This window comes from Arthrobacter sp. GAS37 (assembly GCF_044908325.1).
GTDB classification, from domain to species: Bacteria; Actinomycetota; Actinomycetes; order Actinomycetales; family Micrococcaceae; genus Arthrobacter; species Arthrobacter ramosus.
In genome coordinates this window covers 400589-425953 of the sequence record NZ_JBIYDB010000001.1, presented here as the reverse complement: position 1 = coordinate 425953, position 25365 = coordinate 400589, and the positions used below count along the sequence as shown (strand labels likewise).

Sequence of the window (25365 nt, the reverse complement as noted above, 5' to 3'; positions counted from 1 at the left end):
GCTCTGGCACTCGCGCGAAAACCCTGCCCAAGCCGCTGGACAAGAAGTAGTGTGGGGAACTACGGGCTTTGTGCGATGGGAGGCGTCCAATGAGCAGTGTTGCAGATGGTTCGCAAAGGGATGATGCATCAACGGGTGCATTGAGTCCGCAGGCGCGGGCCAGATCCATCGAAGTTCTCAAGGGCACCACCGAGCCTGGCAAGGAACTCGACATCCTGATTGTCGGGGGAGGCGTAGTCGGGGCCGGTGCGGCTTTGGACGCGGTGACCCGCGGTTTGTCCGTCGGCATTGTCGAGGCCCGGGACTGGGCTTCGGGCACGTCGTCAAGGTCCTCGAAGCTGATTCACGGCGGGTTGCGTTACTTGGAAATGCTGGACTTCGCGCTGGTCCAGGAAGCTCTCCAGGAACGCGGATTGCTGATCCAAGTGATCGCACCTCACCTTGTCCGGCCGGTTCCGTTCCTGTACCCGCTGACCCGGCGTTTTTGGGAGCGGCCCTACGTTGGTGCCGGGATCTTCCTCTACGACACTCTTGGCCTCACCTCCGGCCACAGCCGCGGCGTGCCCATGCACAAACACCTCTTCCGGCGCGGAACACTGAGGGCCGCACCCAGCCTCAAGAGCGATGCCTTCGTCGGCTCCATCCGCTATTACGATGCACAGGTCGACGACGCCAGGCTGGTGGTCAATGTCGTCCGCACTGCGGCACATTACGGTGCGCATGCCGTGAACAGGATGCGCGTGGTGTCGTTCGTGCGCGAAGGCGAACGCGTGGTGGGCGCCAAGGTGGAAAACCAGGAAGACGGCAGCATCATCGAAGTCCGCGCCAAGCAAGTGGTCAATGCCACGGGAGTCTGGACGGACGAGACCCAGGCCATGGTGACGGATCGCGGCCAGCTCAAGGTCCGCGCTTCCAAAGGCATACACCTTGTGGTCCCGCGCGACCGCTTCCAGTCCACGGTGGGATTGATCCTGAGGACCGAAAAATCCGTGCTGTTCGTCATCCCCTGGGGGCGGCACTGGATCATCGGCACAACGGACACCGACTGGAAACTCGACAAGGCGCACCCTGCCGCGTCCACGAAGGACATCGACTATGTTCTTGAACACGTCAACCGGGTCTTGAAGCGTCCCCTGACCCGTGAGGATGTTGAGGGCGTATATGCGGGGCTCCGTCCGCTGCTGGCGGGGGAGAGCGACTCCACGGCCAAACTTTCACGCGAACACGTGGTGGCGCACCCCGTTCCAGGCCTGGTGGTGGTTGCCGGCGGAAAGTTCACCACGTACCGGGTCATGGCGAAGGATGCGGTGGACGAAGCGACTCGGGCCATGGACGAGCGCGTACCAGCGAGCTGCACCGACACCATCCCGCTCCTGGGCGCTGAGGGGTTCAAAGCTGCATGGAACCGGCGGGCAAGAACCGCTGATGAGGCCGGGGTCCACGTCGCAAGGGTGGAACATTTGCTCAACCGCTATGGCTCCATGACCCCGGAAGTCCTGGCGATCATCAAGGACAACCCGGCCATGGCCGAGCCGCTGCCGGGGGCAGACGACTATTTGGCGGCAGAGGTCGTCTATGCCGCGACCCATGAGGGCGCCCGGCATGTCCATGATGTCCTGACCCGACGCACCCGCATCTCGATCGAGTCGTGGGACAGAGGTGTTTCCGCGGTCCCCGTTGTCGCTAAGCTGGTGGGAGAAATTCTTGGCTGGAGCGACGCGCAGCGGGAAAGCGAAATCAAGCACTACCTGGCCCGGGTGGAAGCTGAACGGCTCAGCCAACAGCAGCCCGACGACGAATCGGCCGATGCTGCGCGCATGGGTGTCGATGACATCGTCCCCCTCCGCTAAGCGGCCCGGGTTGGCTGGGCACACTGGAGGGAAAACGACTTGGCGGAACCACTGGACCCATATGATGCCGAACTGACGACGCCGGAGACCGTCATCCTGGAGATGGAAGCGGTCGACAAAACAGATGCCGCGGGGCAGCTCGCGGAAAGGCTCTACGCCGCCGGGCGCATCACGGACCTTGAGGGCTTCCTCGGACATGTCAACTCGCGCGAACACCAACTTGCTACCGGGCTGCCGGGCGGCATTGGCCTTCCGCATGCCCGCAGCGAGTTTGTCTCCCGGGTCTCGATCGCTGTCGGCGTCACGAAGTTCGGACACTCATTGGACTTCGGCGCCAGCGACGGACCGGCAACCCTGGTCCTGCTCATCGCTACGCCCGCCAGTTCATTCTCGGACCACCTGGAAGTCCTCGCGACCCTGGCCCGCTCGCTGTCCAAGGAATCCTTCAGGGAATCCCTCCGGCGCGCCCACGATCCGGAAGTGATCGCCGAACTGATCAACTCCAGCCTGGTGTTCTTCGACCACTGAATTCCGCCCCATAGGGGGCAGACCCTGCTGCCTCACTCTAGGGGCGGGTCCTTTCGTTTAGCTGTTCTACAGCTTGACGAAGTACGGTTAAGGGGTGTTGAAAACCGCTCTGAAGCCCCGCTGGATCGCAGGACTTGTCTTCGCGCTCCTGCTCTCCGGGGTGTTTGTGCTGCTCAGCCAGTGGCAGTTCGGCAGATCCACCCAGAGCGACGTCCCGGTTGACGACCCTGCGGTGGAGCAAGTCAAGCCGCTTACAGGGGAATTGCAGCCTGGAACGTTCTTCCCGGGTTCCGCGTCAGATCAAATGGTCAGCGCCAAGGGTAGTTACGACCCCGCCAAACAGGTCCTTGTGGAGGGCCGGTTGCTCGCCGGGCAAAAAGGGTACTGGGTAGTGACCGCGTTTGCTGTCGACGGGGCCCCCATCCTCCACGGCGTCGGCGCCTCCGCGAAGACCTGGATCCCCGTAGCCCGCGGCTGGGTCGCCGATCCCGCCCAAGCTGGGCCGCCGCCGTCGGGCACCATTGAACTGACCGGACGGCTCCTGCCGTCCGAGGCGCCGGTGCCAAACGTCGACGCCGGAGCGGGCCGCACGTCTGCTGTTTCGGTCGCGGAACTCATCAACACGTGGGAAGTCTCAAGCTATCCCGGCTTCGTCGCCGCGACGTCGGAAGTATCGGCGGGCAAGACGCTCGCGCTTCCCGCGCAGCTGAAGCCTTTGAATATCCCGGCCCAGCCCCCCAACCAACAGATCAACTGGCTCAACCTTTTCTACTCCGTGGAATGGGTCGTCTTCGCAGGATTCGCCCTCTACGTCTGGTGGCGCATGGTGGCCGATGACTACCGGCGCACCCTCGAAGAAGACGAGGAAGAGCCCGACGACGAATTCCCGTCCGACGATTTGCCAGCAATTACCAAGCCAGAACAGGTAAAGCCATGATTGAGCCCAAACCGGCCATCCAGCCCGAACAGTCCGGAGAGTCTGCAGCAAAGCCAAGCGCGGCCAAGAAACGCCGCTTCGGCGGAACGACGGCCCAGATCCGCTCGGCCCTGAAGTTCTACAAAGTCATGGCCTACCTCACCGGCACCATGCTGCTGCTCCTGTGCGCTGAGCTTGTTGCGCGCTATGTGTTCGGCGCGTATCTCTTTGCCGGCGGTACCAACGCAATCACCGGTCAGCCGTTCGGTTTCGGATTCGCCGACGCTGAGTCCAAGGCGGTCCTGGGCGGGGTCAACGTCTCCGTGGGCGTCCTGATCGTCCATGGCTGGATGTACGTGCTGTACCTCATCTCGGACTTCCGCTTGTGGTCGCTCATGCGCTGGCCGTTCACGAAGCTCATCCTGCTCGCCTTGGGCGGCGTCGTCCCCCTCATGTCCTTCATTGTGGAGAAGAAGTTCAACTCGGAGGTAGAGATGGAACTCGCCGCGAATCCGCAGGCGTCCAAGCGTTACTGACGGACCTGGCCCGGCGGGCATTGTGAGTTCGCTAACGTCGGACTGTTTTCGCGGGTGATTCCGGGCTTCACGACTGGTTTCAAGGTGCACCGGGGCATCCCGGCAAAGTAGGCTGTTACGGTGACTACTCCCACCGCACCCTTCAGTTCTGAAGCTCAGACTTCCCAGAAGCCGGTGCTGGTTGTTGACTACGGTGCCCAGTACGCGCAGCTGATTGCCCGCCGCGTCCGTGAAGCGAATGTGTACTCGGAAATTGTTCCGCACACGTTCACCACCGAGCAGCTTCTGGCCAAGAACCCGGCAGCGATCATCCTCTCCGGCGGACCTTCAAGCGTTTATGCCGAGGGTGCCCCGAGGGTTGGCGCGGACCTTTTCGAGGCCGGCGTCCCGGTCTTCGGTATTTGTTACGGTTTCCAGGCCATGGCGAACGCGCTCGGCGGCAAGGTCGCGCAGACCGGTTTGCGCGAGTACGGCGCCACCGAGGCCACCACGGTTGGCGAGGCCCGCTCCATCCTTGCGGGCGTTCCGGACTCCCAGAATACCTGGATGAGCCACGGAGACTCCGTTCATGAGGCTCCTGAAGGCTTCGAGGTCCTGGCGACCACCGCAGGCGCACCTGTGGCTGCTTTCGCGAACGAAGAGAAGCATCTCTACGGCGTGCAGTGGCACCCTGAAGTAAAGCACTCTGTCCACGGCCAGCAGGTTCTGGAGAACTTCCTGTTCAACGGAGCCGGCCTGAAGCCGAACTGGACCACCGGCAACATCCTCGAAGAGCAAGTGGACCGGATCCGCCGGCAGATCGGCGACTCCAAGGTCATCTGCGGCCTCTCCGGCGGCGTCGACTCGGCCGTTGCCGCAGCCCTCGTCCAGCGCGCCGTGGGCGATCAACTGACCTGTGTCTTCGTGGACCACGGCCTGCTGCGCGAAGGCGAAGCCGAACAGGTCGAGCGTGACTTCGTTGCCGCAACCGGCGTCAAACTCTATGTCGCCAACGAGCAGGAGCGATTCCTGTCCGCCCTGGCAGGGGTCAGCGATCCCGAGACCAAGCGTAAGATCATCGGCCGCGAGTTCATTCGTGCGTTTGAGGAAGCAGAGCGGGCCATCATCGCCGAGGCTGCGTCCGAAGGCGAGAGCATCAAGTTCCTCGTCCAGGGCACCCTGTACCCGGACGTCGTCGAATCCGGCGGCGGCGAAGGTGCCGCGAACATCAAGAGCCACCACAACGTGGGCGGCCTGCCCGAGGACCTGCAGTTCGAACTCGTTGAACCGCTCCGTGCGCTGTTCAAGGACGAGGTTCGTGCCGTGGGCGCGCAGCTCGGCTTGCCGCAGGAAATCGTCGGACGCCAGCCGTTCCCCGGGCCCGGCCTGGGTATCCGCATCGTCGGCGACGTGAATAAGGAACGGCTCGACCTCCTTCGCAAAGCGGACGCCATCGCGCGGGCCGAACTGACGGCGGCCGGACTCGACAATGACGTCTGGCAGATGCCTGTCGTACTGCTGGCCGACGTCCGCAGCGTTGGCGTGCAGGGCGACGGCCGCACCTACGGACACCCGATCGTGCTGCGTCCCGTTTCCTCAGAGGACGCCATGACTGCCGACTGGTCGAGGCTCCCCTATGACCTCCTCGCCAGGATCTCCAACAGGATCACCAACGAGGTTGACGGGGTCAACCGCGTGGTACTTGATGTCACCAGCAAGCCGCCGGGAACCATCGAATGGGAATAGCATTCTGAGTGACCGGCCCCTGTTCCAGGGGCCGGTCACTTTGTCTTTCCCCTGAAATCAGGGCTAATTTGCCTTTCCACCAGTGTTGCGGTGCGGACTGCCGGTCGATTCCCGCTACCCTCGAAAGTATGCCGATTTGGTCCAAGTCGTCTCGAGCTATAACAGAAAAGAAGGCAGCGGTGTCAGTAGGTCAAAGCCACGAAGAGAGCTCCGTAGAGCTCCGGAAATGGCTGTCCGGGCTCAAGTCCGTGACTGGCGCGGACACCATGCTGCGCTTCGTCAAGACGCCGGAAGGGTCGATAGACCTGAGCAACGGCCACCCCTCAGGCCTGGCACAGCTCCTGGCCGGGCGTCGCACCCGGCTTTCCACCCTGATCCGGGATCGCCAGCAGTATCTTGTTGCCGCGCGTGCCGCCAGGAACCTTCGCTCCAAGATTTTCGAACTGGGAAACGACCGGGGGATCGACGCCGGGTATCTGTCCTGCGGCACGGTCGTGTGGACGTCGGCGGTCGGAGGAAAACCCCAAAGAGTCTCCGCGCCCGTGATGTTGGCTGCTATCTCACTCACGGCGCGTCCGGGCGAAGATGACTACGAGCTTCAACTCACCGAGCAGGCGGGCATCAACCCCGCGTTGGTCCGGCATCTGAAGACCGTCCATGGAATTGTCTTTGACGTCAACGCCGTGAGCCGCATGGCCTACAACACCGCGCGCCTTGATCCCCAACCGGTCCTTGACCGTCTGGCCACGCTGGTCCAACCGATCCACGGTGCCGAGGTAACCCCCAATCTCCTCATAACGACCTTGGCGGATCTCTCGGGGAATTTGGAAGACCCCTGGATCAACGAGAACAGCAGCGTCGTGGCCTCCCTGTTTGAGGCGGCCAACGGCGGCGACGTGGAGCCCGAACCCATCAAGTCCGGACGGTTCCCGAACCTCGACGAGCGCGACCCCGCCGAAGAATCGCTCCTCCTGGATGCGGACGCGGATCAGCAGTACGTCGTGGATGCCGTCCGGGCAGGCGATTCGCTGGTGGTGAGCACCCCGCCAGGCAGCGGCCAGACCCAGACGGCCATCAATGCCATCGGTGCCCTCGTCAACGAGGGCAAATCGGTGCTTGTGGTGGGTGACCGTCGGGCGAGCCTCAACGGTCTCGCGGGCCATTTTGAAGCCCTGGGCCTCGAATCGATGCTGTTCAGGCCGGGCAACGGTGCCACGCCCCAGCAGCTCAAAGGCCAGCTGGTCAGCGCGATCATCCGCAACGAAAAGTCGCTCGAGCCGCAACTCGCGAATCTCCACAAGACCCTGACCGAGCATCGCCATGCCCTCATGGACCATGTCGCGTCTTTGCACAATGTACGCCAGCGCTGGGGATGCTCGCCCTATCAGGCTATGCAGTCGCTCGCGGAGCTGACCTCGATCCAGCCTGCCCCCGCGACGACGGTGCGCTTGAAGCGCAGCGTGCTGGACAACATCAAAGACCGGGCTGAGCTGGCTGAAAGACTCCGACGCGCTGCCGAGCTTGGCAGCTTCAGCCGCGCATCGACGTCGAGCCCCTGGTACGGGGCGCGCCTGGTCACCCGCAAGGAAACCGAGGAAGCCCAGCAACTGGCCAGTAGTGCCGCCGAACAACTTCCCCAGTTGCGGGAACGGATGAACCAGGTCGCGGAGCACTCCGAAATCCGGCTTGGGGCGAACTTCGCCGAATGGGGCGCCCAGCTTGAGCTCTTGATAGCTGTACGGGAAAGCCTGGACAAATTCACCCCGGATATTTTTGACCGGCCGGTCCACGATCTGATTTCCGCTACCGCTACCTCCACGTGGCGCCGTGAGCGGGGAGTCGAGATGCCCTCGATGCAGCGCTCCCGTCTTCGTCGCGTGGCAAAGGAATATGTCCGGCCCGGTGTCCACATTGCGGATCTGCACAGCTCCTTGGCGCTCGTTCAGGAACAGCGGGCATTGTGGGCCCAGTACGCGACCACACAGCGCCATCCGGCAGTGCCCTCCGGACTCGCGGACTTCGGCGCCAGCTACCGCGAACTGGACCGGGATCTCCGCCGTCTGGGTGATTGCCTGAAACACACTGCCGGCGGCGGCGACCTTCACGCGACCCGTTACGAAGATCTCATGGCGCGTCTTGAGCGCCTTGTGGCCGACACGGGAACCCTGGAAACGCTCCCGGAGCGCACCCTTCTGGTCGAGAATATGCGTGAGCATGGACTCGCCGAGCTTCTTGCTGACTTGGCTGAACGCGAAGTGCCTGCCGAATCCGTCGCCGCGGAACTGGACCTGGCCTGGTGGCAGTCCGCCCTGGAAGCGATGATCAGCGGTGACGACTACCTCGCGATGTCCGACGGCGACTCCCTCCGCCGGCTCGAAGCGGAGTACCGCCTGGCGGACCACGCTCACATCGCCAGCGGCGCCGCGCGGCTGCGCTGGAAACTCGCTGAAATGTGGCGGGCCGGAATCGCTGAACATCCCCGCCAATCGGAGCTCCTGCGGAACCTGATCAAGGATGGCCGCGTTACCCTCTCGGCGCTCAGCGCCCAGGCGCCTGCCCTTGTCTCCCGCTTGGTTCCCGTGTGGTCCATCAGTCCGTACCTGCTGACCAGCCTTTTGCCTGCAGAGCAGAAATTCGATGCGGTGGTGATTCTCGATGCCGAGAGCACATCCTTGCAGGCCGTGCTGCCGGCCATCGCCCGAGCCCAGCAAGTGGTTGCCTTTGGCGACGCCAAGATCGCCAATGCCCGCACCTTCAGCGTTGCCGTGGAGCCTCCCATGGCCGGTGCCGCGAGCCAAGACACAGTGGACAGTGCATTCAGTGCTTTGGCCCGGGTCCTGCCCACATGGCAGTTGAACTGGGTGTATCGAGCGGTAGACGAAGATCTCGTGCTTCAGCTGAGCAAGAACTACTACAACGGCGGCCTGCGTCGGCTGCCGGACGGCCAATCCGTAACGGGGCTGGACCGCTCGGTAGTAGTTGAGTACATCCCGGATGGCACCGGCCTGCCCGGGGCGGATCACGAAGGTGTTGAATCCGTCGCCGCCGAAGTGAACCGCGTGGTTGACCTGGTGTTTCAACACGCCAGTCTTAGGCCTCGGACCTCGCTCGCCGTTGTCACCGCAAGCCTGCGCCATGCCGCGAGGATCGGCGAAGCCATCAGGCTCCAGCTTCCTAACTACCCGCTGTTGTCGGGTTTCTTCAACGCCAGTGCGGAGTCCTTCCGCGTTGTGGATTTGGAGCGCGCGCAAGGACTGGTCCGCGACCACATCATCTTCTCCCTGGGCTTCGGGCGAACTCCGCATGGCCGGGCGCTGCACAGTTTCGGGCCCTTGTCCGTCGAAGGCGGGCGAAACAAATTTGCCTTGGCAATGACCCGCTCCCGGAGATCGCTGCACGTCCTGAGCTGCTTCCGTCCGGAGGACCTCGATCTGGACAGGTTGGCTCACGGCGCCGTTGATTTCCATGAACTCCTTGACCGTGAACTGTCCGGGAATTCGGATCTTGGGACGCCGGCCACCCGGGCTGCGGCCAGTGAGCAAGCGCTCGGTGAGGATCCGTTGGTGGCGGATCTGGGCGAGCGACTCCGTGCCCGTGGAGCCCGGGTGTGGCACCACTACGACGGAGCCTTGGACATCGCCGCGGCAGCCGATCCCGTGCACACCATAGGCCGTGATGACTCCGAAATGCCCACCCCGGTGGCCATTGAGTCGGATGGTACGGAACGATACCGCCGCATGAGCGTCAGGGAGCGCAGCAGGCTCCGGCCCCAGCTCCTGGAACACCTTGGCTGGCGTTATATGTCCTTGTGGACCATTGAAGTATTCACGGATCCCTCGTCCTGCGCTGACCGCATCGGGTCCTATCTGGGACTGGAGAAGCCGGTAGCACCCGCGTATGGTGCCGTCCACGATGGATTCCTGGACATCGATGTTGAACAATTGGAACTGAACAGTCAGGCGGACCCGTCCGCGGCCGGGCCTGGCGGTACGCAAGGCCCTGGCTCGGGACCGGCTATCCCCTAAGGAAGCGCAATGGCGGGAAGCGAAAGCACTCAATCCAAGAACCCTGCGGACACCGGTGCCGATGCGGTAGGCGCTGACACCGAGTTGGACGAGCAGGAGAAAACAAAAGTGAAGCCCGCACCGGAGCGGAAGCCGGCAGGAGAAAGCATTCTGCCCAAGAAAGCCTCCGAAGATGATCCACGCCGTTGGGGTGATGAGCCTGGCTACGACCACGACGCCTGGCTGAAGGAGCAAAGGCCCCCGCACTGGGGCTGAACGTTCCATTTGCTCGTGACTATCCGGCCGGGGTCTGGATCTGCCGCTTGTCAGAGGGATTGACGAGTACAAAGAAGAGTTTCCCGCGTGTCGAAGCGCCGGCGAGGATTTCGGCCTGTTGCGGATTGGCAGCGACAACCACAAGGCCGTCCGCCTCGTTCGTGCCCAACCATTGGCTGGCCTTGCCTCCTTGCGCGGACGTCCACAAAACCGGGACCGCAGCTGCCAGGAGCTCGGATTTCTTACCGGGCCCTTCAAGTCCATCTGCTGCCGTGAGCACAACGTTGACCAACTGGCCCGGCGAGATGAGCTGGATTGAAGCGGGATCGGCCATGCGAAGTGGAACGGCCGCCGTCGCGGGTGCGGTGCCGGTCAGCAGGCCCGGTCCCAGGAGTTGGGCGTCTGTGGGGATCTGCCCCTTCTGCAGGGGCGAAGCAAGCTGCTTCCCGCCATATCCAGCCCTGGAGGTGAGTGCCCCGGCTGGAACTCCATCAGGAAGGACTTCGATTGGTTTGAGGTCGGAATCCATCAAAGTGGATCCGGAAGGAAGATCCCGTGCGGCGGCCAGGACCGTGGCTCGCTGCTCCGAGGCTGGAGTCAGTTGATGGACGGCGATCCCGGCGGCCACGCATAGAAGGAGTGCCACCACTAGGCGCCGGTTGCGGTTTAGCCAGCTGCCGAAGCTGCGGTGCTTGGATTGTCCCGCGGGAGCGCCAGGGTGCCCGCCAGCCCTGAAGGGGAGAGCCTGAAGACGGCGGGTGCGTGCCCTGTTAACCGGCGCGAGGAGTCTATCGCGCGGAAGCGATAAGGGTCCGGCTGACATGGGGTCCGGGGATACGTTCGGAGTTGCTGGCATGGTGCCACGCTAACCGGGCACGCAGGCCCCGTGGCAGGGCCTTGTTGAGCTATGTGGAAACGTTGAGCTATGTGGAAAACCGAAGGCAGCTGGAAGCCGGAATCAGCTCGCAGCAGCCGCCGGAACCGACGCTGCGGCCGGAGACGCAGCTGGTGCCGCGGCAGCGGCCGAAACGGTGCTTCCCTTGGAGTCCCGGGAGTCGGTGCGGTAGAAGCCCGATCCCTTGAAGACGACGCCCACGCTGTTGAACTTCTTGCGCAACGACCCTTGGCATTCAGGGCAGTCGGACAGGGAGCTGTCCGTGAAAGCCTGGACGATGTCAAAGGCATGTCCGCAGTCTTTGCAGGCATAGGCATATGTGGGCACTGGTGATCCTCCTCCGGGACGAACTACAGGTCCTGTGGTGCCAAGGCGGATTGTTCCGTCCGTTAGCAGTCCCTGGGCCTGAGTGCCAATTCTATCATCCAGAGCCGGGGCCTTTACCACAGAATGTGGCGGAGTAGACAGGCCGGAAGCCCCGGTCAATCGGCCGGAACCAGTCGGACGATCCGGTATGGGGTAAGTGCCTCCGCGACGGCCTTATCGAACGGTTCGGCCGGGATCGTCCCCGCGGGCAGGACTTCGTGGTCATAGACAACGGCGACAGTCGGCGGACGCTGCCCGTCGGCGTCGAGCTTGTCGAGGAGCCGGTCGTAGTAACCGCCCCCTTGGCCGATCCGGTTTCCGCCTTCATCGACGGCGGTGGCCGGGAGGAAGATTCCCGTCGCATCCTTGATGACGTCACTGTCGAATCGTTCGCCCAACGGCTCGTCAATCGGGGCGTACTTCGAGCGGACAAAGGCCGTCTCCGGTGTCCAATAGACCCAGCTCAGACGCCGTTCGGGTTCACAGACGGGAAGGAGGATCCTGTGCCCGGCGGCATGTAGGGCCGTAAGCAAGGGCATTGTCGGCGGCTCGGCAGCCACTCCGACATAGGCCGCGAAAGTCGACGGTTTCCCCTGTGCAACCGCATCCGCCCACGAGAGGCCATGGCGGGCAATCCCCGTTCCGGCGTCAGCGCGCTGTTGTCCGGTCAAGGCGAGCCGGCGCTTGCGGTTGTCCCGGCGGATATCGTCTTTCAAAGTCATCTTTGCTCCAGTTCTCGCTGCTGTGCGGCTCGAGGCCGGGGAAGGAACGATGGGTTCCCTTCTGCCCGCCCAGGTTCCTTTTGCCCAATGTCCAGCTCCTTCCGTTAGATTAGTCCGGTGACTTCCAATAGCTGCGCCGTCCGCAAGGCCGTGATCCCCGTTGCGGGGCTCGGTACCAGATTCCTGCCGGCTACAAAGGCCATGCCCAAGGAAATGCTGCCGGTAGTTGACAAGCCGGCCATCCAATATGTGGTTGAGGAAGCCGTGGGCGTCGGCCTCAACGACATCCTGATGATCACGGGACGAAACAAGCGCGCACTGGAAGACCATTTTGACCGTGTCCCCGCGCTTGAAGCGACCCTTGAGGCCAAGGGAGACCTCGCCAAATTGGATGCTGTACAGGCCACGAGCGGCCTGGGCGACATCCACTACGTTCGCCAGGGCGACCCCAAGGGCTTGGGCCATGCAGTGCTGCGTGCCAAGCAGCACGTCGGCTATGAGCCGTTCGCGGTTCTTCTCGGGGACGATCTGATCGACGCCCGGGACACTCTCCTCAGCGACATGATTGAGGTCCAGCAGAAGACCGGCGGATCCGTTGTAGCCCTCATTGAGGTGGAGCCCTCCCAGATCAGTGCCTATGGCTGTGCGGACATCGAGGATATCGGCGAGGACGGCTACGTCAGGATCAAGCAGCTTGTGGAAAAGCCGGCTGCAGATGAGGCTCCATCCAACCTGGCCGTGATTGGCCGCTATGTGCTTCACCCCGCCGTATTTGACGTACTTGAGCACACCGAACCGGGACGGGGCGGGGAAATCCAACTGACGGATGCCCTCCAGGTCCTGGCCGCCGAGCAGGGCGAGGGCCGCGGCGTCTATGGAGTGGTCTTCCGCGGCCGTCGGTACGATACCGGGGACAAGCTCAGCTACCTCAAAGCCTGCGTCCAGCTGGCGTGTGACAGCGAAGACCTCGGTCCCGGTCTGCGTGAGTGGTTGCCCGGCTTCGCCGCCGGCCTCAGCAAGTAGCCCATTTTGTGGGGGGCGGCCATTTGGCCAGTGACGCTGGAGAGTGGCGACCTTATCTTGCGTCCCATCCATTACCGGGACAAGAAGGAATGGACCGAGGTCCGCTCACGCAATAGTGATTGGCTGGCGCCTTGGGAAGCCTCCAACCCGGCCCCTGGTGGCCGCCTGCCGAACTACCGGCAGATGGTGGCTTCCCTTAACGCGCAGGCCCGGCAAGCGAGTGCCCTTCCGTTTGTGATCACGGAGCGTATTCCCGGGTTCCCGGAGCCCAGGATCGTCGGGCAGCTCACGGTCTCCGCGATTATGTGGGGGTCGGCGATGACGGCCACGCTTGGCTACTGGGTCGACCAGGCTCGGGCCGGTCGCGGAATAGCCCCCACTGCGGTTGCCATGGCCACCGACCATTGCTTTGAAGCCCTTGGACTGCACCGGATGGAAATCAACATCAGGCCCGAGAACGGGCCGAGCCTACGGGTCGTTGAGAAGCTGGGATTCCGCGACGAAGGCCGCCGTGAGCGCTTCCTTCACATCAACGGAGAATGGGCTGATCATCGAAGCTTTGCGTTGACCTCGGAGGAGGTCCCCGGGGGCTTGCTGGCTGCTTGGCTGAGACGCGGAGCCAACTAGTCCGTTTGGGTGAATGAGAGTCGGTAAATCCATTGATTTGCCGACTCTCCGACGACACACCGTGGGCAATGCGGTGGCCTCTGCGTATTTGCTTCTACGGTTTTGATTGTGGACTTCCCTCTCAGCAGCTCAGTGATATTGGTCATTGCTGTCGCGCTGTGGATTGTTTGGGTTGCGCCATACATACTGCGGAATCGTCGCAACCACGTCCAAGTGGCCGGTGACGTCCCAGCGGATGTTATCGACGAAGACGCTCATGAACTGCAAGCCGGGGTGGTTCTGTCAATCACCCCTCGGCAGGAGAAAGCAATGGAAACCATGCAGAGCACCGCAACCGCATTGCCCGGGGTATCGGCCGACGCCGGCGAACGGTGTGATGCTGCATCGGATGCAGCGGTCTTCAAAGTCAGATACGGGCGCTGCGCTCTTGCTCTGGCCGGTCTCCTCCTCCTGCTCACGGCAGCCGTTTCCGGCGTGCTGCGCATTCTCGGCCTCGTTTCGGGTTGGCTGCCACTGGTATCCATCGTCGGCGTGGTCGGGATCGTCTTCCTGCTTCGACGGCTGGCCATCAGGGACCGCAGGGCGAAGATGAACAGGGCCTTCCGCAACGCAATGGGTCCCACAGTTGAGAGTCCTCGCGTAAGTCCTCCGGCCTCGGACCGACCGGCTACCAAGATCTTCGACGCGGAAGCCCATGCCCGTGAAGCGACGCGCCTGACCGCCGTCGAACTTCGTCAGGCTGCCCTCAACGTTGCTGTCGCCGCCGGCGACAACACAGTCCGGTTTACGGCGGAATCCAAGGAATCTGAATGGCAGCCGGTGGACGTTCCCAAACCAACATACGTCGACGCCGCCAAGGCGCCCCGGCCGGCACCGGAACCCCTCGACTTGCCTGAGGCTCCCAAGCCCCTCGGAAAGCCGACATTGAAGCCGGCCAGCGCGCCGTCCGCCGGCCCGTCGGTCCAGGCGCAGCAAGGCAAGCCTCAGAGCGCCCTCAGCAACCTCGACGACGTTTTGCAGCGCCGCCGGGCATAGCCTCCCTTGACTATTGTCTGCGTCGCAGGGGGCACGGGACAGGTGGGCCGTGAAGTCGTCCGTTTGGCGCTCGCCGCCGGACTTGACGTGAGGGTGCTGAGCCGCCGCCCGCCGTCGGGCACGTCACCAGTCCATCACGACGGCGCCCGCTACTTTCAGGCTGACGTCACCACAGGCGCCGGACTGGCAGAGGCCCTGCAGGGGGCCGACGTCGTGATCGATTGCTTGGAAGGGCGGTTCGGGAAGGCCCGCAAGAATTTCGCCGACGGCGGCGCGCGCCTGCTCGCCGCGGCCGCCGGTGCCGGTGTCCGCAAGGCGGTTCTCCTCTCGATCATCAACTGCGACCAGAGCAACGCGGCCTTTTATGTCTCCAAAGCAGACAAAGAGCGGGTCTACGCGAATTCGGCGCTTGAGACGGTTGCTCTGCGGGCCACCCAGTTCCACAGCCTCGTGACGGCCGTTTTCCAGGCCGGGGCGAAAGTCCGCCTCATCCCGGTCTTCAAGGGCACACGCTTTCAGACGATTTCACCGTCGGATGTGGCGTCCGAGTTGCTGACTCAAGCCGTGGGGGGGCCTTCAGCAGAGCGACACCGGACACGAACCATCGGCGGACCGGACATCCGGACCATGCGTGAACTCGCTGAGATCTGGCGAGGAGCTACGGGACAGTCCGGGCGGATCGTGGAGCTGCCGTTGCCGGGAGCGATGGGCAAATATCTTCGGAACGGACTGAATTTGGTGCCAAGCCAGCGGACGGGAACAGACACGTTCGAGTCTTGGTTGGCAAAGCGCGAAGATAGTTTGTAGCCTAGGGACACTGGCAACGCACGGTTGACCAGGGGCTATAGCTCAGTTGGTAGAGCGCTTCGTTCGCATCGAAGAGGTCAGGAGTTCGAATCTCCTTAGCTCCACAATGAAGGCCCTTTGACCTGCGGAAACGTTGGGTGGGAGGGCCTTCGTCTTGTCTGTTGTGAACCCACCCCATGGAAACCACGCGTTTTCGGATGAAAACCTGTGGCAGACCGTGTCAATCGCCAAGGCGAGGCCCGCGTGGTCGGGCGGGGTCGAACACTTGAGGCCGGTTGGCAAGTTGTGGAAATTGTTGCAAATTCGTATGATACACACAGAATTGCATCCTGCATTGGTGCTCCCGCTGGACGAAGGTGTCCAGTCGACGCATCGGCACGCCGGTCAAGCCGGGCAGGAGCCAACTAGTAGAGGGCACTGAAGGCGATGGTTAGTCCAATGAAGCAGCCCCCCGAGGTCAGGCGCCGAAGAATCCTGGAACTCGTCAGCGAAGGGGATTTCCTGAGGCCCGCCGACATTGCAGCCATGATGTCTGTCTCCGGTGAAACCGTGCGCAGGGACCTTATGGCTTTGGAAAGATCCGGGGAGCTCAAGCGCATCCACGGCGGAGCGATGCCTCCTGTCAAAGTGACGGAGAGCGAACCCGACAGGGCCAACCGCTCAATGGAAAACCCTCAGGAGAAGGGCGAAATCGGGGCTGCGGCCGCCGCGCTTATCGGTGACACCGACACAATCTTTCTCGACGTCGGAACCACTGTGGAAGCTGCGGCGAGGGCACTGCCTCCAACATTCCACGGCATAGTCATCACGAATAGCCTGGTGGTGGGATCCATCCTCAGTGACCGTCCGGATGTTGAACTGTATGTGCTTGGCGGTCGCGTCCGAGCCGGCGAAATGACCACGTACGGTCCCGACGCCCTTGCCCAGGTTCGAAGCTTCAATGCGAACTGGGCCTTTCTTGGCGCCGGGGGAGTGGATGTCCGGGCGGGCCTCACGGACTATTCATCTGAGGATGTGGCAATCAAGCAACTGATGATTGAGAAGTCAGCGAAGACTTATGTCCTGGCAGTTGGTGACAAACTGGGACGGATTGCTGTCCGCCATGTCTGCGACCTTGACGAAATCAAAGGGGTAATCACAGACAGCAAGGCCAGCGGTGCCCGGATCAATTCCCTGAAGGACGCAGGCATTGAAGTCGTCCAAGGCGGGGAGCCGCGTGAGGTGTCCAGCTAGTTTCCAGCCGACACCGCGCGACTCCTGAGCCGGCTCGTACCAATCGAGTCCGGGCCCGCTCTGGTTGCGCCGTGGAGATGCCCCGCACGAAAGTGCGGGGCATCTCCATTTAAGGAGGCAGATCGTGGAATTATGTGGACAGTGATTTGGTCGATTTTTGCCGCGAATCCGCATGAAACCAAGGAAAAGCAGGGCGATTGTGACGCCCGCAACAATTACCCCTTGACGCGCAGCCCTCGCGGATCCATACTTTTCCTTATGAATCCTCATAAATCCACATAAAGCGTGGATGCGATTCCAACGCACGTGGCTCCCAGTGCCCCGTAGGCCTCATCCGGCCGCTGTCATGTCGCCGTGAACATGAGGCACCAAGGAACAAGCAATTCCAACGAACCGACACCCCGCGCCCGGCCTAATCCAGCAACGACGCTCCGACGGGCACTTATCGAAGGATCCCCGCTCCAATGACACACAACCCTCCACCAACAGGCAGTATCGTGCCGGGCACGGACACCAACGTTGCAGAGTACGGCTACAAGCAGGAAATGAAGCGCGGCACGGGCAGATTTGCCTCTTTTGCTGTCGCTTTCGCGTTCGTTTCCATCGCCACGGGCATCTTCACTACCTATGGCGCAGTTCTCAACAGCTCCGGGCCTGCGGGCATCTGGACCTGGCCGATCGTCACGGTCGGGCAACTCATGGTCGCTCTTATTTTCGGCTCGTTGGCCGCCCGCATCCCTGTGACCGGCTACTCCTACCAGTGGATGTCGCGCTTGGCCAACCCGGTACTGGGTTGGATCATGGGCTGGATCTCCTTCACGTTCCTCGCAATCGTGGTGGTCGCAGTCGACTACACCATCGCGTCAACCGTCCTGCCTGTTCTCCTCGGCTACGAGGGAACCCCTGCGAACGCCTGGCTGATCACCAGCATTGTGCTGGCCTTGCAGGCCCTGTTGGTTGCGTTTTCCACGCGCTGGACAGAACGGGTGAACAACTTCGCCGTCTCGGCCGAACTCATCGGCATGATCCTGCTTGTCGTGTTGCTCATCGTCGTCGGCGCAGTGGCCAAGGAATTGAACGTGGGCAATCTGTTCTCCACGGGTTCCCTCCCGGCGCAGGATTACTTCAGCGTCGGGTCCTTGCTCCACGTGGGGCCTTGGATGATGGGGACATTGCTGGGCGCGTTCACGATCGTGGGATTCGAGTCCGCCGCCAACCTCGCCGAAGAAACCAAGGACCCTGCCAGGGTGGTGCCCCGTGCTATGTGGCAAGCCGTCCTCGCTTCAGGCATCCTGGGCTTCTTCTTCCTCCTGGCCATCACCATGCTCGCCGGCGATCCCGCAACCCTGGCCGGGTCCGGAACTCCGGTTGCCGACGTCATCAACCGTGTTCTCGGGCCGGTCGTAGGCACCGCGCTGCTGGTGATGGTCGTCATCGCAATCTTTGCCTGCGGCATGGTGATCCTCATGACCGGAGTCCGGCTCGTTTGGGCGATGTCCCGCGACGACAGATTCCCGGGCCACGCCGTGTGGCGCAAGGTGTCACCGCGCTTCGGAACCCCGACGGCGGCAACCGGGCTCATGTTTGTCCTTGGCGAGCTGATCCTCGGCCTCTTCGCCTTCCAGACCGACGCGCTCTTCAGCCTCTTTGGTGCCGCTACCCTGCTCCCTGCGGTCATCTACGCTTCCACGGTCCTGCTGTATATCCTCAAGCGCAAGAGCCTTCCCCCAAGCAAGGGATTCACCTTGGGCAAGTTCGAGGTACCCGTCATCATCCTCGCCGCCGTGTGGCTGATCTTCATGCTGTCTATTTTCAGGGACGCATCCTTCATCAACTCCTGGCTTTACGTGGCCATCATGGTGGCAATCGGCGCTGTCTACCTGGTCTTCCTGTTGATCCGACGCGGCGGTCCGTCCGGACTCGCCATGCCAGATCTGCACTCGATCGATGCCGAGCTGGACGCCGACGCCAAACATTCCGAAAGGGCGCAGGGCAAGTGACCACCGTTCTATCCATTGATCAGGGCACGTCCGGAACCAAAGCCGTCGTCGTCGACGGCAGCGGAAAAATTCTGGGCCTGGCTGAACAAACAGTCCGGCCGCACTACCTGCCTGGGAGCGGCGTCGAGCAGGACCCGCAGGAACTGCTCGACTCAGTCCTCGACACCGGGAAAGCCGCCGTCGCGCAGTCCGGTGCGTTGATCGATATCGTCACCATCGCCAACCAAGGCGAAACCGTCCTGGCCTGGGACCCCGCGACCGGCAAGCCCCTATCCAACATGATCGTGTGGCAGGACCGGCGCGCCGAAAGCATCTGCGCCGGCCTCGCAGACCATAGGGACGAATTCGCAAGCCGCACCGGACTTATCCTCGACCCGTACTTCTCCGCCCCCAAGCAGGCCTGGATCCGGAAAAACGTCACCCGGGACGGTGTTGTCACCACCTCCGATAGCTGGCTCATCCACCATCTGACCGGGGACTTCGTCACCGACGTCAGCACGGCCAGCCGGTCCCTGACGACCGATCTGGACAGCACGGAATGGGACCATGAACTGCTGGATTTGTTCGAACTCGGCGACGAAAAGCTTCCCAGGATTCTGCCGTCCGACGCGATCGCGGGCTCAACCAGTGCCTTCGGCGGGATCATGGCCGTCGGCGGACTCATTGTGGATCAGCAGGCGGCCCTCTTAGCCGAGAACTGCCTCGAAACCGGCGAAGCGAAGTGCACCTTCGGAACGGGCGCTTTCCTGCTGGCCAACACGGGAACATCGGCAACACGCTCAACGGCCGGACTTGCCGCATCCGTTGCCTGGACCGTCAAAGACAAGCCCACCTACTGCTTTGACGGACAGGTGTACACGGCAGCGTCCGCCGTCAGGTGGCTCCAAGGAATGGGCTTCATCAAGTCAGCTTCAGAGCTCGACGTCGTAGCCGCCGCCGATTCCGGCGGCGTGCTCAGCGTCCCTGCTTTCTTTCGCCGGCCTCGCTGCCCCATGGTGGAGCCCGGAAGCCAAAGCCTCCCTCACGGGAATGACGCTGTCCACCGGGCCGGAACATATCGTGCTCGCCGTCTTGCAGGGTATCGCCGCGCAGGTCGCCGAGCTGGGCTCCCTCGTCGCTTCAGACATCGGCCATCCGCTCCAGCGGCTGCGGGCCGACGGCGGGCTGACGCAAAGCCGGGTTCTGATGCAGGCCGTCGCCGATCTCATGCAGATAGAGATCGACGTATACCCCTCCCAGCACGCTACGCCCCTGGGCGCGGCAGCCCTGGCCAGAGTGGCACTTGAACCGTCCCGCACACTCCAGGACGCCGTCGTTCCCTGGAGCCCCAGCACTGTCTATGAACCGAAGTGGTCGGCAGACCAAGCGGCCGAGTTCCGCGCGCGGTGGGCAACCGCCGTCGAGGCAACCCGGTGACGAAGGAGAACACCCGAATGAGCAACACCCAGAACAAAACCTACGATGTCGCCGTGATCGGCGCCGGCATTGTGGGCTCAGCCATCGCACGGAAGCTGGCCGGGTACCGGCTCAGCGTCGCGCTCCTCGACGGGCGCGAAGACGTAGGGGACGGGACGAGCAAAGCGAACACGGCGATCCTGCACACAGGATTCGACGCCAAGCCCGGAACCCTTGAGTCGAGAATGGTGCACGAGGGTTACCACTTGCTTTCCGAGTACGCTAAGCAGACGGGAATTCCGGTCGAACACACCGGCGCCATCCTTGTGGCGTGGGATGACGAGCAGCGCGACGCCCTGCCTGGCCTGAAGGTAAAGGCCGAGCAAAACGGATACGCCAAGACCGGAATCATCGACGCGGCGGAGATCTACCGGCTCCTGCCTCATCTAGGCGAGGGCGCCCTGGCCGGGCTCTCCGTCCCGGACGAGTCCATCATCTGCACCTGGACTACCAACCTTGCCCTGGCCACCGACGCTGTACAGCGGGGAACGGAGCTCCTGCTCCGACGTCGCGTCGCCAGCATCGACAGGGTCGACGGCGTCACGCATCTCTACACAAGCATCGACCGGATCAGCGCCCGCTGGGTCATCAACGCCGCCGGACTGGGCGGGGACACGATCGACCAGCTCTTCGGCTATGACCGGATCCACCTGACCCCCCGACGCGGCGAGCTGCTGGTGTACGACAAGCAGGCACGGCCCCTCGTGGACAAGATCGTTCTGCCGGTGCCCACGGCATTGGGCAAGGGTGTTCTGGTCAGCCCCACCATTTACGGCAACGTGATGCTGGGCCCCACCGCCGAAGACCTCAAGGACCGCACTGACACGGGAACGTCCGAGAGCGGCTTCGCCTTCCTGAGGGGCAAGGGCGAGAAGATCATGCCCAAACTCCTGGATGAAGAGGTAACGGCCACTTACGCCGGACTACGCGCAGCCAGCGATTACCCCGATTACCTCATCGAAGTCGACACGGAGCAGCAGTACGTGATCGCCGGCGGCATCCGCTCCACCGGGCTGACCTCCGGTATCGCCGTGGCCGAGTACGTCGACGAACTACTCAGGGCATCGGGTGCCATCGAGCTGGTGGAGCGCGACAACTTGCCCGAACCACCGCATATGCCCAACATCGGCGAAGCTTTCCTGCGCCCTTACCGGGACGCAGCGAGGATCGCGGAAGATCCTGCGTACGGGAAGATCGTGTGCTTCTGCGAACGTGTCACCGCCGGTGAAATCCGGGACACCTTCAGTTCCCCGATCCCGCCGTGCACACTGGACGGGCTGCGCCGCCGGACCCGCGCCCAGAACGGCCGCTGCCAAGGCTTCTTCTGCGGCGCGGAAGTAAGCGAGCTTCTCGAATCCCGCGGCCAGAGCGCCAAGGTCCCGGTCAATCCGAAAGCAAAAGTTGCCAGCGTGGAGGTCACCAAGTGAGCACCAACGGCACGGTCCTGACCCCGACCGTCCTGATCATCGGCGCCGGACCATCCGGCTTGCGCGCCGCAGCCGAATTGGCTCCGCGCGTGAGCGGCGAAGTCCTCGTCCTTGAACGGGAAAGCGTCGCCGGCGGCATCCCGCGGTACAGCGACCATCCCGGCTACGGAATCCGCGACATGGGCAAGTTCATCGACGGGCCCAAATACGCCCGTGTTCTGCGTGAGCAGGCGACCGCTGCCGGTGCGAGGATCCTCACCAACGCCATGGTCACCGACTGGGCAGGAGAGCGTTCTGTCAACGTCACGATGCCCGACGGGCGAGTGCGCGTCGATGCGAAGGCGATCATCCTCGCCACCGGTGCCAGGGAACGGCCCCGTCCTGCCCGGCTCATTCCAGGTGACCGCGGCAAAGGCGTTTACACCACCGGGCACCTGCAGAACATCATCCACCTCAAGCACGGCAAGGTCGGCAAACGGGCTGTTATCGTCGGTGCGGAGCTGGTCAGCTGGTCGGCTGCGATGACCTTGAAACACGTCAAGTGCAAGACGGTACTGATGACCACCGAATACCCGAAGGCGGATGCCTACCGGCTATTCAGCGGACCCGGAAAGCTGTTCTTCGGCACGAAGGTGGCCACCCGCACAAGGGTCACACGGATCATCGGGAAGCCGAACGTTCAGGGTGTGGAGATCGAGAACATCGACACCGGTCAACGACGGATCGTCGACTGCGACACCGTCATCCTCACCGGCGATTGGATCCCGGACAATGAACTCGCCCGGGCGGCCCACGTCGACATCGATCCCGTCAGCAAATCACCACTGGTGGACGCCGCCCTGCGGACCAACAAGGCCGGCATCTTTGCCATCGGCAACATGCTCCACCCGGTGGATACCGCCGACGTGGCGGCCCTCGACGGCGCTGCCGTCGCCGAGCACGTTGTCAACTACCTCCGGGGCGACCGGCCGGCAGGAGCACCGCTAACTCTGACCGCCGACGCTCCGTTCAGGTGGGTAGCGCCAGCCTTGCTGCGCCAACACGATCCGGCGCCGCCCCGCCGTCGGCTTCTGCTCTGGAGCGATACCTACGTCCCGTTCCCCGAAGTAGTGCTGCGTCAAAACGGCGCAGTCATCGCCCGGAAGCGGCTTTGGTGGCCCGCAGCACCGGGCCGCGTTTTCCGTGTCCCGTCCAGCATGCTCAGCCAGATCAACTGGAACGACGGCGCCGTCACCATCGGCCTCGCCAACTAGTCACCGGCACCCGCTGGGCGCGCCCCCTGATGGGGGCGCGGCCCGACCATGCCCTGCACCAGCCGGGCAATCCTACAATCAGGAGAACCCATGAACCAGCGCCAGAACATCTCATCCGGATCCGCCCGCGAACCGATCCTCGGCTACTCCCGCGCGGTCCGCGTCGGAAACCAGATCCTCGTGGCGGGAACCACTGCCGGCTCCAGCAAGGGCGCCGTCGGCGGAAACGACGCTGCTGCCCAGGCCCGCGAAATCTTCAACCGCATCGAGACCGCCCTCATCCAGGCCTGCGGATCATTCGCGGACGTCGTACGCACCAGGGTCTATCTCACCAATATTGAAGACTTCGACGCCGTCGGCGCCGTCCACGGTGAAATCTTCGGCGACATCCGTCCCGTGACCGCCGTCGTCGAGGTTGGCGCCCTGGCAGCCGACGACCTTCTGGTCGAAGTCGAAGCCGACGCGATCCTGCTGTAGCCTCGCCACCGCCTCGTCACCGCGTCACGCCACGCACCTTTTTGGCGCCCAGACTGCTCTGAAACCCCGGAATCCCGGGCTCGCAGTCCGTTGGGGGCGTCGAAAACCTGCTCGGCGTGACGCGGCCCGGAAGTGTGAAGGCCGTTCTCGCCGCAAGAAAGCCGAGTCACACCCGATCGAGGCCACCGGCCGCGAGCTCCGCGGGCTGTTCTCCTGGGCCCAAAGCGACGACGACTACACGGAGGGAACCGCAGCCCGCTGACCTTCCGACGACTGGGCCCGGTAGTGAACAGGCGAACTGTTCACCACCGGGCACGTCGTATCGGGGCTGCGACTACCAGCGGGTCTCGTCAGTTGATCCGCTCGGCCAGGGCGACGATGATTCCCTCTGGACCGCGAACGTAGGCCATGCGCCAGGCTCCCTCATACTGGCCGATGCCACCGACCAGCCCGTATCCCCCTGCTGCCAGCCGGTCGACGTGGGCCTGAAGATCGTCAACTTCGAAGGACAGACTGCGCAGCCCGAGTTCGTTGGCCATGGCGGCGGGCGATCCCGGCACGGGGTCCGGCCTGGCGAAGCTGGATAGCTCCACCCCTGTTCCTCCGTCACGTGTCCGCAACATGACGATCTCCGTACGGGAATCAGGGATGGCTATGACGGTGTCGATGAACTCGCCCTCCACGAACGTCCGGCCCTCGACCTCGAGCCCGAGTCCAACGAAGAACGCCGTCACGTGGTCGAGGTCCTGAACGGTGACACCGACGTGGTCGAATCGCATGATTGGCGACATGGGAAAAGCCTCCAAGTGTTCGTTAACCCGGCCCAAGACGGAGCCTATCGCGGACTTTACGGCGGATTCACGTCGGGAGAAAGACTCCTGCCGCGCGGCAGACTCCGCGTAGGGTTGGGATTCCGTCCTGGCCGGGGGCCCGGCTGGGGTGTCGGCAAGCCCGCCGGTCGGCGCACGGCCGGTGCGGAGGCTTAGGGGGTGACCATGTCAGACTGGACGCATGTGTCCCCTCCCTGTGAAGCCGCGCGCTCTGTCCGACAGCGTTGACAGCGGGAGTCCGACGCCGCCGAGCAGCGCGCGCCGCCACCTCGCCCTGAGGCTCGACGACGGCTGGCTCAGGTTCCAGACGCGTCTCGCGATCCGGCGCGGTCGGGTGGAGACCGTCATCCCTTACACCGGTTACGGCACCACGTCCTGGGTCCGGGTGTTGGCGCGCATTGTCCGCAGTGAACCGCGGGACACCGGGAGCGGTCGCCAGGCAGGTGCGCTCAAACCGCTGAAGGATGGCATGCGCGGCTGGCGCAATTTCACCAGTGCGCCCATAGCACACGCCGCCGTGCGCGTGACCATCGCAGGCACTGTCCATGACGTCGAAGCCGACCGCGGAGGCGTCGTCGACGTGCGTATCCCCGTAGGCCTCGACGCCGGCTGGCATACAATCACCGTGCAGTCCGGGGGATCCAGGATCGTGGAAGCCCCAGTGCAAATCGTCGCGGACGATACAGACTTCGGTGTCGTCTCCGATATCGACGACACCGTGATGGTCACAGCGCTGCCCCGCCCGTTCCTGGCCGCCTGGAACACCTTCGTACTCGACGAACACGCGAGGACCCCGACGCCGGGCATGGCTGTGCTCTACGAGCGGATCGTAAGGACGGTGCCCTCGGCCCCCGTGGTGTACCTGTCGACCGGAGCGTGGAACGTCGCACCGACGCTGTCGCGATTCCTGTCCCGCAATTTGTATCCCGCCGGTCCGAAGCTCCTGACCGACTGGGGTCCCACCCCGGACCGCTGGTTCCGCAGCGGCCAGGAGCACAAGAGGACCTCCCTGGAACGTCTCGCGGCGGAGTTCCCCGGCATCCAGTGGCTGCTGGTCGGCGACGACGGACAGCACGACGAGGCCATCTACGCCGAGTTCGCCCAACGCCATCCGCAGAACGTCAGGGCCATCGCGATCCGCCAGCTCTCCGCTAGTGAAGCAGTGCTTGCGGGCGGGCGGTCGAAGTCCGCAGGTCCGCCCACGCCGGGGGTCCCCTGGATCTACTCTCCGGACGGTGCGGGAATGTCGGCCCAGCTTGAGCAGTTGGGCATCATCCGGCGCAGCGTCCGGCCCGCAGACGTGCCGGAGGAATCCGGCTGAGAAACAGTTCCATCAGGCTGTGTCAGGAATCCGCCCCAGCTCCGACGCCTATACTCCGA

Annotated in this window: 23 protein-coding genes, 1 tRNA gene and 3 pseudogenes; 22 read left to right on the top strand and 5 right to left on the bottom strand. The window is 63.3% G+C overall.

What is annotated here, in order from left to right:
- Positions 1-89: 89 nt before the first annotated feature.
- The 7 genes from ABH924_RS02035 to ABH924_RS02005 all read left to right on the top strand — a co-directional run bounded on the left by ABH924_RS02035 (position 90) and on the right by ABH924_RS02005 (position 9835).
- Entirely contained in the window at positions 90-1850 is a 1761-nt protein-coding gene (locus tag ABH924_RS02035) for a glycerol-3-phosphate dehydrogenase/oxidase (protein ID WP_404496491.1), read from the top strand.
- A 39-nt stretch (positions 1851-1889) separates the two neighbouring features.
- Positions 1890-2378: a PTS sugar transporter subunit IIA gene (locus ABH924_RS02030; RefSeq protein ID WP_404496489.1), complete on the top strand. Its 489-nt coding sequence runs from the start codon at positions 1890-1892 to the stop codon at positions 2376-2378.
- Between the two features lie 94 nt (positions 2379-2472).
- Positions 2473-3315 carry an SURF1 family protein gene (locus tag ABH924_RS02025; protein ID WP_404496487.1) on the top strand — a complete coding sequence of 281 codons (843 nt, stop codon included), beginning with the start codon at positions 2473-2475 and terminating at the stop codon, positions 3313-3315.
- Positions 3312-3830 (top strand): DUF3817 domain-containing protein, encoded by a 519-nt coding sequence (locus ABH924_RS02020; RefSeq protein WP_404496485.1) that lies wholly within the window; start codon positions 3312-3314, stop codon positions 3828-3830. Before ABH924_RS02025 ends, ABH924_RS02020 begins: the two co-directional genes overlap by 4 nt.
- Positions 3831-3950: 120 nt before the next feature.
- Positions 3951-5555: a glutamine-hydrolyzing GMP synthase gene (guaA, locus tag ABH924_RS02015; protein ID WP_404496483.1), complete on the top strand. Its 1605-nt coding sequence runs from the start codon at positions 3951-3953 to the stop codon at positions 5553-5555.
- A gap of 128 nt (positions 5556-5683) precedes the next feature.
- A complete protein-coding gene (locus ABH924_RS02010) occupies positions 5684-9580 on the top strand; it encodes an AAA family ATPase (RefSeq protein ID WP_404496481.1) in 3897 nt (1298 codons plus the stop codon).
- A 9-nt stretch (positions 9581-9589) separates the two neighbouring features.
- Complete coding sequence (locus tag ABH924_RS02005; RefSeq protein WP_404496579.1) at positions 9590-9835, top strand: hypothetical protein; 246 nt, start codon at positions 9590-9592, stop codon at positions 9833-9835.
- 19 nt (positions 9836-9854) lie between these two features.
- On the opposite strand, the gene ABH924_RS02000 is transcribed toward ABH924_RS02005, so the two are convergent.
- The 3 genes from ABH924_RS02000 to ABH924_RS01990 form a co-directional block, all read right to left on the bottom strand.
- A complete protein-coding gene (locus ABH924_RS02000; protein ID WP_404496568.1) occupies positions 9855-10658 on the bottom strand; it encodes a Flp pilus assembly protein CpaB in 804 nt (267 codons plus the stop codon).
- Between the two features lie 135 nt (positions 10659-10793).
- Complete coding sequence (locus ABH924_RS01995; protein ID WP_404496479.1) at positions 10794-11057, bottom strand: FmdB family zinc ribbon protein; 264 nt, start codon at positions 11055-11057, stop codon at positions 10794-10796.
- Positions 11058-11212: 155 nt separating this feature from the next.
- Positions 11213-11818 carry a 5-formyltetrahydrofolate cyclo-ligase gene (locus ABH924_RS01990; protein WP_234749169.1) on the bottom strand — a complete coding sequence of 202 codons (606 nt, stop codon included), beginning with the start codon at positions 11816-11818 and terminating at the stop codon, positions 11213-11215.
- A 117-nt stretch (positions 11819-11935) separates the two neighbouring features.
- Here ABH924_RS01990 and galU point away from each other — a divergent pair, with 117 nt between their 5' ends.
- Complete coding sequence (galU, locus tag ABH924_RS01985; RefSeq protein WP_234749171.1) at positions 11936-12841, top strand: UTP--glucose-1-phosphate uridylyltransferase GalU; 906 nt, start codon at positions 11936-11938, stop codon at positions 12839-12841.
- Positions 12842-12847: 6 nt separating this feature from the next.
- Entirely contained in the window at positions 12848-13468 is a 621-nt protein-coding gene (locus tag ABH924_RS01980; protein ID WP_234749173.1) for a GNAT family N-acetyltransferase, read from the top strand.
- Between the two features lie 129 nt (positions 13469-13597).
- Here the strand turns inward: ABH924_RS01980 and ABH924_RS01975 are convergent, their stop codons facing one another.
- The gene (locus ABH924_RS01975) at positions 13598-13726 is read right to left on the bottom strand and encodes a hypothetical protein (RefSeq protein WP_404496477.1); all 129 of its coding nucleotides are present in this window, start codon (positions 13724-13726) and stop codon (positions 13598-13600) included.
- Positions 13727-13777: 51 nt separating this feature from the next.
- On the opposite strand from ABH924_RS01975, the gene ABH924_RS01970 reads away from it, so the two are divergent.
- The 12 genes and pseudogenes from ABH924_RS01970 to ABH924_RS01915 form a co-directional block, all read left to right on the top strand.
- Positions 13778-14503, top strand: a complete 726-nt coding sequence (locus ABH924_RS01970; protein WP_404496475.1) for a hypothetical protein — start codon at positions 13778-13780, stop codon at positions 14501-14503.
- A gap of 6 nt (positions 14504-14509) precedes the next feature.
- On the top strand, positions 14510-15310 hold the full coding sequence (locus ABH924_RS01965; protein ID WP_404496473.1) for an SDR family oxidoreductase: 801 nt from the start codon (positions 14510-14512) through the stop codon (positions 15308-15310).
- A 31-nt stretch (positions 15311-15341) separates the two neighbouring features.
- Positions 15342-15414 (top strand) — tRNA-Ala (locus tag ABH924_RS01960).
- 334 nt (positions 15415-15748) lie between these two features.
- Positions 15749-16543: a DeoR/GlpR family DNA-binding transcription regulator gene (locus ABH924_RS01955; protein ID WP_404496472.1), complete on the top strand. Its 795-nt coding sequence runs from the start codon at positions 15749-15751 to the stop codon at positions 16541-16543.
- A 464-nt stretch (positions 16544-17007) separates the two neighbouring features.
- Positions 17008-18543 (top strand): amino acid permease, encoded by a 1536-nt coding sequence (locus ABH924_RS01950; RefSeq protein ID WP_404496470.1) that lies wholly within the window; start codon positions 17008-17010, stop codon positions 18541-18543.
- Positions 18540-19163, top strand: a pseudogene (locus ABH924_RS01945) (FGGY family carbohydrate kinase); the annotation flags it as partial. The gene ABH924_RS01950 and the pseudogene ABH924_RS01945, both read left to right, overlap by 4 nt.
- 409 nt (positions 19164-19572) lie before the next feature.
- Positions 19573-19764 (top strand): annotated as a pseudogene (locus tag ABH924_RS01940) (FGGY-family carbohydrate kinase); the annotation flags it as partial.
- Positions 19765-19818: 54 nt separating this feature from the next.
- Positions 19819-19959 carry a hypothetical protein gene (locus ABH924_RS01935; protein ID WP_404496577.1) on the top strand — a complete coding sequence of 47 codons (141 nt, stop codon included), beginning with the start codon at positions 19819-19821 and terminating at the stop codon, positions 19957-19959.
- A gap of 17 nt (positions 19960-19976) precedes the next feature.
- Positions 19977-21425: an NAD(P)/FAD-dependent oxidoreductase gene (locus tag ABH924_RS01930; protein WP_404496468.1), complete on the top strand. Its 1449-nt coding sequence runs from the start codon at positions 19977-19979 to the stop codon at positions 21423-21425.
- The gene (locus ABH924_RS01925; protein WP_404496466.1) at positions 21422-22678 is read left to right on the top strand and encodes an NAD(P)/FAD-dependent oxidoreductase; all 1257 of its coding nucleotides are present in this window, start codon (positions 21422-21424) and stop codon (positions 22676-22678) included. Before ABH924_RS01930 ends, ABH924_RS01925 begins: the two co-directional genes overlap by 4 nt.
- A 90-nt stretch (positions 22679-22768) precedes the next feature.
- Positions 22769-23155: a RidA family protein gene (locus ABH924_RS01920; RefSeq protein ID WP_404496464.1), complete on the top strand. Its 387-nt coding sequence runs from the start codon at positions 22769-22771 to the stop codon at positions 23153-23155.
- A gap of 151 nt (positions 23156-23306) precedes the next feature.
- Positions 23307-23417 (top strand): annotated as a pseudogene (locus tag ABH924_RS01915) (ketol-acid reductoisomerase); the annotation flags it as partial.
- 88 nt (positions 23418-23505) lie between these two features.
- On the opposite strand, the gene ABH924_RS01910 reads toward ABH924_RS01915, so the two are convergent.
- Complete coding sequence (locus tag ABH924_RS01910; protein WP_404496462.1) at positions 23506-23946, bottom strand: VOC family protein; 441 nt, start codon at positions 23944-23946, stop codon at positions 23506-23508.
- A gap of 220 nt (positions 23947-24166) precedes the next feature.
- Between ABH924_RS01910 and ABH924_RS01905 the strand changes: the two genes are divergently transcribed.
- Positions 24167-25306 carry an App1 family protein gene (locus tag ABH924_RS01905; RefSeq protein WP_404496460.1) on the top strand — a complete coding sequence of 380 codons (1140 nt, stop codon included), beginning with the start codon at positions 24167-24169 and terminating at the stop codon, positions 25304-25306.
- The last annotated feature ends 59 nt before the right edge of the window (positions 25307-25365 follow it).

What these genes read in the sequence shown, in the direction of transcription:
- ABH924_RS02035 (WP_404496491.1), top strand. Translation starts at nt 90, where the DNA reads ATGAGCAGTGTTGCAGATGGTTCGCAAAGGGATGATGCATCAACGGGT.
- ABH924_RS02020 (WP_404496485.1), top strand. Translation starts at nt 3,312, where the DNA reads ATGATTGAGCCCAAACCGGCCATCCAGCCCGAACAGTCCGGAGAGTCT.
- ABH924_RS02010 (WP_404496481.1), top strand. Translation starts at nt 5,684, where the DNA reads ATGCCGATTTGGTCCAAGTCGTCTCGAGCTATAACAGAAAAGAAGGCA.
- ABH924_RS02005 (WP_404496579.1), top strand. Translation starts at nt 9,590, where the DNA reads ATGGCGGGAAGCGAAAGCACTCAATCCAAGAACCCTGCGGACACCGGT.
- ABH924_RS02000 (WP_404496568.1), bottom strand. Translation starts at nt 10,658, where the DNA reads ATGTCAGCCGGACCCTTATCGCTTCCGCGCGATAGACTCCTCGCGCCG.
- ABH924_RS01990 (WP_234749169.1), bottom strand. Translation starts at nt 11,818, where the DNA reads ATGACTTTGAAAGACGATATCCGCCGGGACAACCGCAAGCGCCGGCTC.
- ABH924_RS01975 (WP_404496477.1), bottom strand. Translation starts at nt 13,726, where the DNA reads ATGAGCGTCTTCGTCGATAACATCCGCTGGGACGTCACCGGCCACTTG.
- ABH924_RS01970 (WP_404496475.1), top strand. Translation starts at nt 13,778, where the DNA reads ATGGAAACCATGCAGAGCACCGCAACCGCATTGCCCGGGGTATCGGCC.
- ABH924_RS01955 (WP_404496472.1), top strand. Translation starts at nt 15,749, where the DNA reads ATGAAGCAGCCCCCCGAGGTCAGGCGCCGAAGAATCCTGGAACTCGTC.
- ABH924_RS01950 (WP_404496470.1), top strand. Translation starts at nt 17,008, where the DNA reads ATGACACACAACCCTCCACCAACAGGCAGTATCGTGCCGGGCACGGAC.
- ABH924_RS01930 (WP_404496468.1), top strand. Translation starts at nt 19,977, where the DNA reads ATGAGCAACACCCAGAACAAAACCTACGATGTCGCCGTGATCGGCGCC.
- ABH924_RS01920 (WP_404496464.1), top strand. Translation starts at nt 22,769, where the DNA reads ATGAACCAGCGCCAGAACATCTCATCCGGATCCGCCCGCGAACCGATC.
- ABH924_RS01910 (WP_404496462.1), bottom strand. Translation starts at nt 23,946, where the DNA reads ATGTCGCCAATCATGCGATTCGACCACGTCGGTGTCACCGTTCAGGAC.
- ABH924_RS01905 (WP_404496460.1), top strand. Translation starts at nt 24,167, where the DNA reads ATGTGTCCCCTCCCTGTGAAGCCGCGCGCTCTGTCCGACAGCGTTGAC.